Source organism: Monashia sp. HAY1-2A, from assembly GCF_056755315.1.
Window position 1 is genome coordinate 48,759 of the sequence record NZ_JBNDHY010000006.1, and the last position, 7,966, is coordinate 56,724.

A 7,966-nucleotide genomic window follows, 5' to 3' on the forward strand; every position below is an offset into this window, starting at 1 on the left:
CGCACGCAACTCGGGCGCACGCGACGCACCGGGTCACGTCGCAGGGACACTCAAACCGAGCTCGTCCTGGTGAGCCGTGTCAGCAGGAAGGCTCCGATGCCGGCGGCGGCCGCGACCCCCCACGCCGTCGCGTCGACAACCTCGGTCCCCAGCAGCTCTCGAAGCGGGAGCACGGTGACCGCCGCCGTGAGCATGAGTCCGGCGAGGAGCAGCGCGAGCAGCAGCGGGTCGGCGTGCCCGGCGCGCGTCCGTACCGGCGCGCCGGGGGTGCGCACGCCCCAGGCCACCGCCAGCTGTCCGGCCCCGAGCGTCAGGAGCACCGCGGAGTGGGCGGAGGCCGGACTGACCCACATCGCCGCCACGCTGACGGCAGCGAGGTACACGGCCAGGACCGAGATGCGCCACCACAACCCGCGAGCGAGCGGTCCTTCGTCGGGTGCCCGGGGTCCGCGACGCAGGACTCGGCTGTCCGCGGGCTGGCCGGCGAGCCCTGCTCCGGCGAAAGAGTGCGTCAGGAGGTTGAGCCACAGGATCTGGGCAGGGAGCAAGGGCAACGGCACCCCGACCAGGGGCCCCACCAGCATGAGGAGGACTTCGGACGCGCCACCGGAGAGTCCGTAGGCGAGGAACCTCCGCAGGTTGTCGTAGACGCGGCGGCCTTCCTCGATCGCCGACACCAGGGTCGCGAGGTTGTCGTCGGCGAGGACGAGGTCCGCGGCCTGGCGTGCGACCTCGGTGCCGCGCTCTCCCATGGCGATCCCGATGTCGGCCCGGCTGAGCGCCGGGGCATCGTTGACACCGTCACCGGTCATCGCCACCACGTGCCCCGACCGCTGCAGGGCGGTGACGATGGCATGCTTGTCCGCCGGTGTTGCACGGGCGATGACCCGGCGACGCTCCACATCGGCCGCCTCGACGGTCGAATCCGCCGGCTGGTCCCCGGGCTCCTCAGGGGGGCCGTCGAGAATCCCCACCTCTTCGGCGATGGCGTGGGCCGTGGCGGCATGGTCACCCGTGATGAGGACGACCTGCAGGCCGGCATCCCGACACGACGCGACCGTGTCCCGGGAGGTCTCGCGCACCGGGTCGTGCAGGGCCACCAGCCCGAGCAGACGCGGCCGCGCGACGTTGCCGTCGCCGGCCGTTGCGTGGTCCTGCGTCACGGCCAGGACGCGCATCCCGGCTCGTCCCCACCGGTGCGCCAGCTCCCGGGCCTCGGCGAGAACGGCTGGATCCTCGGCCACGGCGTCCGCCGTGAGCATGGCCTCGGGGGCTCCCTTCCGGAGGGTGAGACTGGCGCCGGTGGGCTCCCGGTGGATCGTCTCCATGGCCTTGCGGGTGCTGTCGAACGGCACCTCGCGGATCCGCGGGTGATCGGCCCTCAGTCTCGCCACATCGGCGCCCCGGTCCACTGCTGCCAGGAGCAGGGCGGTGTCGGTCGGGTCGCCATGGGGCCGGCCGGACGCCTTCGCCAGCACGGCGTCGTTGCACAGGGCCAAGGCCCTCGTCAGGTCGGACGGGGCAGCGTCGTCCGGTTGCCAGGTCGCCGCGACGCTCATGCTTCCTTGCGTGAGGGTCCCGGTCTTGTCGGTGGCGAGCAGGGTGACGGACCCGAGCGTCTCGACAGCGGCCAGGTCGCGCACCACGGCTCGCCTGCCGGCCATGCGGCGAGCTGCAAGCGCGAGACCGAGTGTGACCACGAGCGGGAGCGATTCGGGGACGGCGGCCACGACGAGCGCCACCGTCGCCAGCAGCATGACCTCCAAGGGCTCGCCGCGCGCCACGCCGAGGACGAGGACGACGGCGCTCAGCAGCACCGCTCCGACCGCGAGGTAGGCCGAGAGGCGAGCCATCCGCCTCTGCAGGGGCGTCGGCGCGCCGGGACGCCCCGTCATGCCGGCGATCCGGCCCACGGTGCTGCGCGCGCCGGTCGCGGTCACCCGGGCACGACCATGCCCGTGGACCACGACGGTTCCGGAGAAGAGAGCGCTCGGAGAATCCGTATCGCACGAAGGCAAGCCCCCACCCGCGGCCGGCCCCGGGTCCTGACGAGGGGACTTCGGCACCGGCACCGACTCCCCGGTGAGCATCGACTCGTCGGCCTCGAGACCGGCTCCGTCGACCAGCCAGGCGTCGGCCGGGACGAGGTCACCCTGCCGCAGCAGCATCAGGTCTCCGGGAACCAGCGTTGTCGACGGCACCTCGATCGCTCGCCCTGAGCGCTCCACCCACGCCCTCGGCTCGACGAGCGCCGAGAGCGCGCGCACCGACCGCTCGGCCTTGATCTCCTGCCGCAGGCCCATCGCGGAGTTGACGATGACGACCAGACCGATCACCGCGCTGTCCGTGTAGTCGCCGGTGACCAGGGTGAGACCAAGGGCGGTGAGCAGCACGAGCACCAGCGGGTCTCGCAGGCTGCGAACGAGCCGGCTGACCGCGGAAGGAGATGGTGGCGCCGGTACTTCATTGGGCCCGTGAAGGCGGAGCCGCACCTCGGCCTCGGACGCGGACAGACCGGGGAGGCCACCGCCGGGAGGCGGGCCCGAGCCGCGGTCGAGATGGAGGTCGGTCGGATCTCCCACGCGTGAGTGCATGCGCACCTCCTCTGCGGTCCCCGGACCTTCGGTCACACAGGGCCAGGAGTCCCGGCGTGAGCCGATGCGGGCCGCCTCTCCACCCTTCAGCCTTGGCCGGGCTCGTCCCTCGGACCAGGGCCGAAGGACCCGTCACATCGTGGAACGTCCCGGCCCGGCGACGCTCAGGTGCTGGCTGCCGAGAGCAGCTGACCACGTTCGTTCCTCCAGCGGGGGTGCCATTGGTCCCTGGTGCCGTCCTTGCGCGCGCAGGACGATGACACGATGACCACGCTCACCTTCCTCGGAGCCGCAGGGGCCGTCACCGGAAGCAAGTTCCTTCTCGAGGACGCCCACGGGCGCGTGCTCGTGGACTGTGGTCTCTACCAGGGCGAGCGGGAGCTGCGCCGCCTCAACTGGGAGGACCCCGGCGTCGAACCGGGCACGGTGTCGGACGTCGTGCTGACCCACACCCACCTCGACCACTGTGGCTACCTGCCGGCTCTCGTCCATCGCGGGTACACGGGGCCGATCTGGGCCACCACGGGGACGGCGGCCCTGGCGGACATCGTGCTGCACGACGCGGCCAAGCTCCAGGAGGAGGACGCTGCCGACGCGCGGGCAGGTGGGTTCTCCAAGCACGACCCGGCGCTCCCCCTCTACACGTGGGCCGACGCCGACGACACCATGCAGCTCATGCGCCCCTGCGAGTACGGAAAGCCGACGACGCTGCGATGCCAAGCCGAGGTCACGCTCGTCCGCGCGGGCCACGTTCTCGGGTCAGCCTCGGCGCACATCACCATGGGGAGCGCGAGCGTGCTGTTCTCCGGCGACCTGGGGCGTCCCACCCATCCCTTGCTCCTGCCACGCGACCGACCACTGGCTGCCCGCACGGTGGTGGTGGAGTCGACGTACGGCGACCGCGTGCACGCCGACGGTGCCGGCGGCCACGAGGTACTCGCGGACGTGGTCCGTCGCACGATAGGTCGTGGTGGCTCCGTGCTCATCCCGGCGTTTGCCGTGGACCGCACCGAGCTGGTTCTGCTGGCCCTGGCCCGACTTCGTCAGCGCAACCTCATCCCGGATGTGCCCATCTACGTCGACAGCCCCATGGCTCTGGCGGCGCTGGAGGTCTACCGGCGCCCGGAGAACGAGGCGGAGCTACGTCCTGACGCCCTCTCGGCCCTGTCTGCCCTGTCCCGACTGCGCACCGCGCACACCGCTGAGGAGTCGAAGCGGCTCAACACTCCCGGCACGCCGTGCATCATCATCTCGGCGTCGGGGATGGCCACCGGCGGGCGCGTGGTCCACCACCTTCGCTCGCTGCTGCCCCATCCGCGCAACACCGTGGTCCTCACCGGCTACCAGGCAGCCGGGACTCGGGGGCGCCTCCTGCAGGAAGGCGCACGGGAGCTCAAGATGATGGGTCAGTACGTTCGCGTCCGCGCCGAGGTCGTCACCGACGAAGGCTTCTCGGTCCATGCGGACTCGCGCGAGCTGCTGCAGTGGCTCGAGGAGCTGCCGGACCCTCCTGAGGCCGTCTACGTCGTGCACGGCGAACCAGCGGCCAGCTCCGCTCTGGCCGAAACGATCGGCGGCAGGCTCGACTGCCCCGTCGTGGTGCCACGGCGTGGCGAGCGAGTGGTCGTCGACTAGCCAACAGTGTCCGGCAAACCCCGTACACGGGACGTTCGGCCCCTGCGCCGGTCGTCGTGCGCGGCCAGGCTGGACGTGAGAGAGAGGAGTGGTGATGACCGAGTACCTGACCTCGGACCACACGCGCAAGAACGACGAGGACGAGCTCGAGCTGCGTCGGAGAGCCGTCAAGCGGCTCGAGGCCAAGCGCGGCCTGGCCGCACACGCGCTCGCGTACGTCACCGTCAACCTGTTGCTGGTCGCGCTCTGGTACGTCACCGGCGCCGCGTTCTTCTGGCCCGTGTTCCCGATCTTCGGATGGGGCATCGGGATGGCCTTCCACGCGTGGGACGTCCTGTCGCCCACACCCGGCCCGGAGCAGGTCGAAGCGGAGATGGAACGGCTGCGCCGGACCGAGCACAAGGGCTGACGGCGGCGCCCCGGAAGGAGGCACCATGTGGTGGAACGGCGGAGTCGGATTCGGCATGGGCTGGGGCATGTGGCTCGTCATGATCCTCCCGGCCGTGGGGCTCGGCCTGCTCGCCGCCTACGTCGTGCAGCAGATCGTCGCCCGCGAACGTCCCGGTCGCGTCCCGCGTGAGCGCGGAGGTCAGGCCGGACCGGTTCGACGGCCCACCCCCACGCAGATCCTCGACGAGCGGCTGGCGCGTGGTGAGATCGACGCGGAGCAGTACCAGCAGGCGAAGCGCCTCATCAGCCAAGAGCACTGACTCGCCCGGCCCGTGGCCGCTGGGCACCCACGGTGAAACCGGAAGGACCAGCGGCGCCGTCACGTCGGCGTGCGGTGCGCGAAGGAGGCAGGACATGGCCCCACCAGCGGACCGGGCCGCGCTCCCCTCGACCATGCGGGTGTGGGAGGTCACCGGCCGCGGTGGCCCGCACCGGATCCGTCCGGTGGAACGTGCCGTACCCTCCCCCGGCGGGAACGAGGTCCTCGTGCGTGTTGCCGTGTGCGGCGTGTGCCGGACCGACCTTCACGTCTCGGACGGCGACCTCCCGGTGCACCGACCCTCGGTCGTCCCCGGACACGAGGTGGTGGGGCGGGTGGTGCAGGTCGGTGCAGGGACGACCCGGTTCGTCATCGGGGACCGTGTGGGCATCGCGTGGCTTCGCGGCACCTGCGGCGAGTGCCGCTGGTGCCGCACAGGCTCCGAGAACCTCTGCGAAGCGGCGACGTTCACCGGCTGGGACGCCGACGGCGGATATGCCGAGTACGCCGTCGTGCCGGCCGCCTACGCGTACACCCTGCCGACGGGGCTGCCGGACGAGCAGGCCGCTCCCCTGCTGTGTGCGGGGATCATCGGCTACCGCTCACTGCGTCGGGCCGCCCTGCCCCCGGGAGGACGGCTCGGCATCTATGGTTTCGGCGCCAGCGCGCACCTCACGGCGCAGATCGCGATCGCTCAGGGCGCCGAGGTCCACGTCATGACGCGGGGCGAGGAGGCCCGCCGCCTGGCGCTCTCGTTGGGGGCGGCCTCGGCCGCAGGGGCGTTCGACGATCCGCCGGTTCCGCTCGACGCCGCCATCGTCTTCGCGCCCGCCGGAGAGCTCGTGCCGAGGGCGATGGCCGCCCTGGAACGAGGTGGAACCCTCGCGCTTGCGGGCATCCACGTCACCGAGGTGCCACCACTCGACTACCAGACACACCTGTTCCACGAGAAGCGGCTCACCTCGGTGACGGCCAACACACGAGCGGACGGCGAGGAGCTGTTCCGCCTCGCTGCCGCCTTGTCGGTCCGTGCCGACGTGACTGCCTACCCCTTCGACGACGCGGACCGGGCCCTGGAGGACCTGTCGTCGGGTCGACTCACGGGCGTGGCGGTTCTGGACGTCGACCGCCAGGGCTCAGCCGGGACAGGACGGGCTCCATCTCAGCGTTAGCCGGTCACGGGCGACCTATCCTTGACCCGTGGAGTCGGAGACCGGGCATGGTCGCGGATCCTCGCCGTGGGGTGACGCGTTGTCGTTGCACGTCGACGACATCATGGAGGAGCTTCACTCCCGGGCGGAGGCTGCGCAACGGTCACGCGCCCAGTTCGAGGGACTCCTCGACGCCGTGACTGCCGTCAGCGAGGACCTCGACCTGTCGGAGGTCCTGGCGCGCATCGTCCGATCTGCGTGCGCCCTCGTCAACGCCCGTTACGGAGCGTTGGGCGTGCTGGGGCCCGACGGTGAGCACCTCATGGAGTTCATCACGCACGGTGTGAGCCCCGACGAGCGAGAGCGCATCGGGGACCCGCCGTCGGGACACGGCATCCTCGGCCTGCTCATCCGGGACCCACGTCCCCAGCGGCTGTCGGACATCGGCGCGCACCCCGAGTCCGTCGGTTTCCCACCGAACCACCCGCCCATGACGACCTTCGTGGGAACCCCGATACGGATCCGCGACGAGGTCTTCGGCAACCTCTACCTGGCGGAGCGCCAGGGTGACAAGGAGTTCACCGAGGGCGACGAGGCCATGCTCGTCGCGCTGGCGGGAGCTGCAGGGTTCGCGATCGAGAACGCACGTCTCTATGAGCGCAGTCGGCAACAGCGCTCGTGGGCCGAGGCCGTCAGCGAGCTGACGCGAGGCCTGCTGGAGGGTGAGGACGAGAACCTCGCGATGTCCGTTCTCGCCAAGGAGGTCCTCGCCCTCACGAAGGCCGAGGTGTGTCTGGTGGCGCTGCGCGACGAGGAGAGCGCCCCGACGCGTGTGCGCGCTGTGCAGCACCGACGCGGCGCGGAGAAGTCGCCTGGGGAGGTGCCTCCTGAGGAGGGGGCGTCGGCACGGACCGACCTGCCGCCCATGGAGAGCTGGGAGGGCTGGTCGGAGGTCCTGGGCAGCGGGCTGAACCTGCTCATTCCTCAGGGCGGGGACAAGGGTCCCGCTGGACGCTTCCCGGTGTACCTCGCGAAGCTGGTGGGACGCACGGCGGGCGGGCCGACGGCCGTCGTGCCGTTCTCCACCGGCCGCGGCGACATCGGTCACCTTGCGGTGCAGTGGCAGCCAGGACAGGAGGACGCCGCCTCGACCGCGCTGCCCGGCTTGGCCACGTTCGCGCAGCAGGTGGCCCTCGGGCTGGTGGCCGCGCGGGCCCAGCACGACCGGCAGCTGCTCGCCATGCTCGAGGACCGGGACCGCATCGCCCGGGACATGCACGACCACGTCATCCAGCGCCTGTTCGCCACGGGGCTGTCCCTCCAGGCGGCGGAACGGCTCGCCGTGCATCCGGTCGTGAGGTCGCGGCTCGACGAGGCCGTGAACAGCCTGGACGAGGCGATCAAGGACATCCGCTCCACCATCTTCGAGCTCCGCTCCCCGACCCAGGATCGAACGCTGCACGAAGAGCTGCAGGAGATCGTGCGGTCTGCCGGGGTGAGCCTGGGGTTCACCCCGACCCTGGAGCTCGCCGGCGGCCCTGAACCGGACGATGCCGGGCTGCGCGGCGACCTTCTCGCCGTCGTCCGGGAGGCCCTGGCCAACGTGTCGCGGCATGCCCAGGCCGGTTCGGCCTCGGTCGTCGTCACCTTCGGGACCTCGCTGTCCGTCACGGTCACCGACGACGGGGTCGGTATCGGTACCGACGACCGGCGCAGTGGTCTGGCGAACCTGGGCCAGAGGGCTGCAGCTCGATCCGGCACCTTCCACGTGTCACCCTCCGAGCCGCGGGGAACCGAGCTGGTCTGGACCGTCCCGCTGTGAGCCGGGAGAAGCAGGACTTTCGCACCTACCCCGGACGACCCGTGCGCCCTAGTCT

At 71.3% G+C, this 7,966-nt stretch carries 6 protein-coding genes; 5 read left to right on the forward strand and 1 reads right to left on the reverse strand.

The genetic code is table 11. The features are described from left to right. Positions 1-50 precede the first annotated feature (50 nt). The gene (locus ACPYOM_RS01920) at positions 51-2,594 is read right to left on the reverse strand and encodes a cation-translocating P-type ATPase (protein WP_481344685.1); all 2,544 of its coding nucleotides are present in this window, start codon (positions 2,592-2,594) and stop codon (positions 51-53) included. 264 nt (positions 2,595-2,858) lie between these two features. Between ACPYOM_RS01920 and ACPYOM_RS01925 the strand changes: the two genes are divergently transcribed. The 5 genes from ACPYOM_RS01925 (at position 2,859) to ACPYOM_RS01945 (ending at position 7,911) form a co-directional block, all read left to right on the forward strand. Next, positions 2,859-4,229, forward strand: coding sequence for an MBL fold metallo-hydrolase RNA specificity domain-containing protein (locus ACPYOM_RS01925; RefSeq protein ID WP_481344686.1), 1,371 nt, complete (start codon positions 2,859-2,861; stop codon positions 4,227-4,229). Between the two features lie 94 nt (positions 4,230-4,323). Continuing rightward, a complete protein-coding gene (locus tag ACPYOM_RS01930; protein ID WP_481344687.1) occupies positions 4,324-4,638 on the forward strand; it encodes a 2TM domain-containing protein in 315 nt (104 codons plus the stop codon). Positions 4,639-4,663: 25 nt separating this feature from the next. Beyond that, complete coding sequence (locus ACPYOM_RS01935; RefSeq protein ID WP_481344688.1) at positions 4,664-4,939, forward strand: SHOCT domain-containing protein; 276 nt, start codon at positions 4,664-4,666, stop codon at positions 4,937-4,939. A gap of 94 nt (positions 4,940-5,033) precedes the next feature. Beyond that, the gene (locus ACPYOM_RS01940) at positions 5,034-6,110 is read left to right on the forward strand and encodes a zinc-dependent alcohol dehydrogenase family protein (RefSeq protein ID WP_481344689.1); all 1,077 of its coding nucleotides are present in this window, start codon (positions 5,034-5,036) and stop codon (positions 6,108-6,110) included. Between the two features lie 28 nt (positions 6,111-6,138). Further along, complete coding sequence (locus ACPYOM_RS01945; protein ID WP_481344690.1) at positions 6,139-7,911, forward strand: GAF domain-containing sensor histidine kinase; 1,773 nt, start codon at positions 6,139-6,141, stop codon at positions 7,909-7,911. Positions 7,912-7,966: the final 55 nt, after the last annotated feature.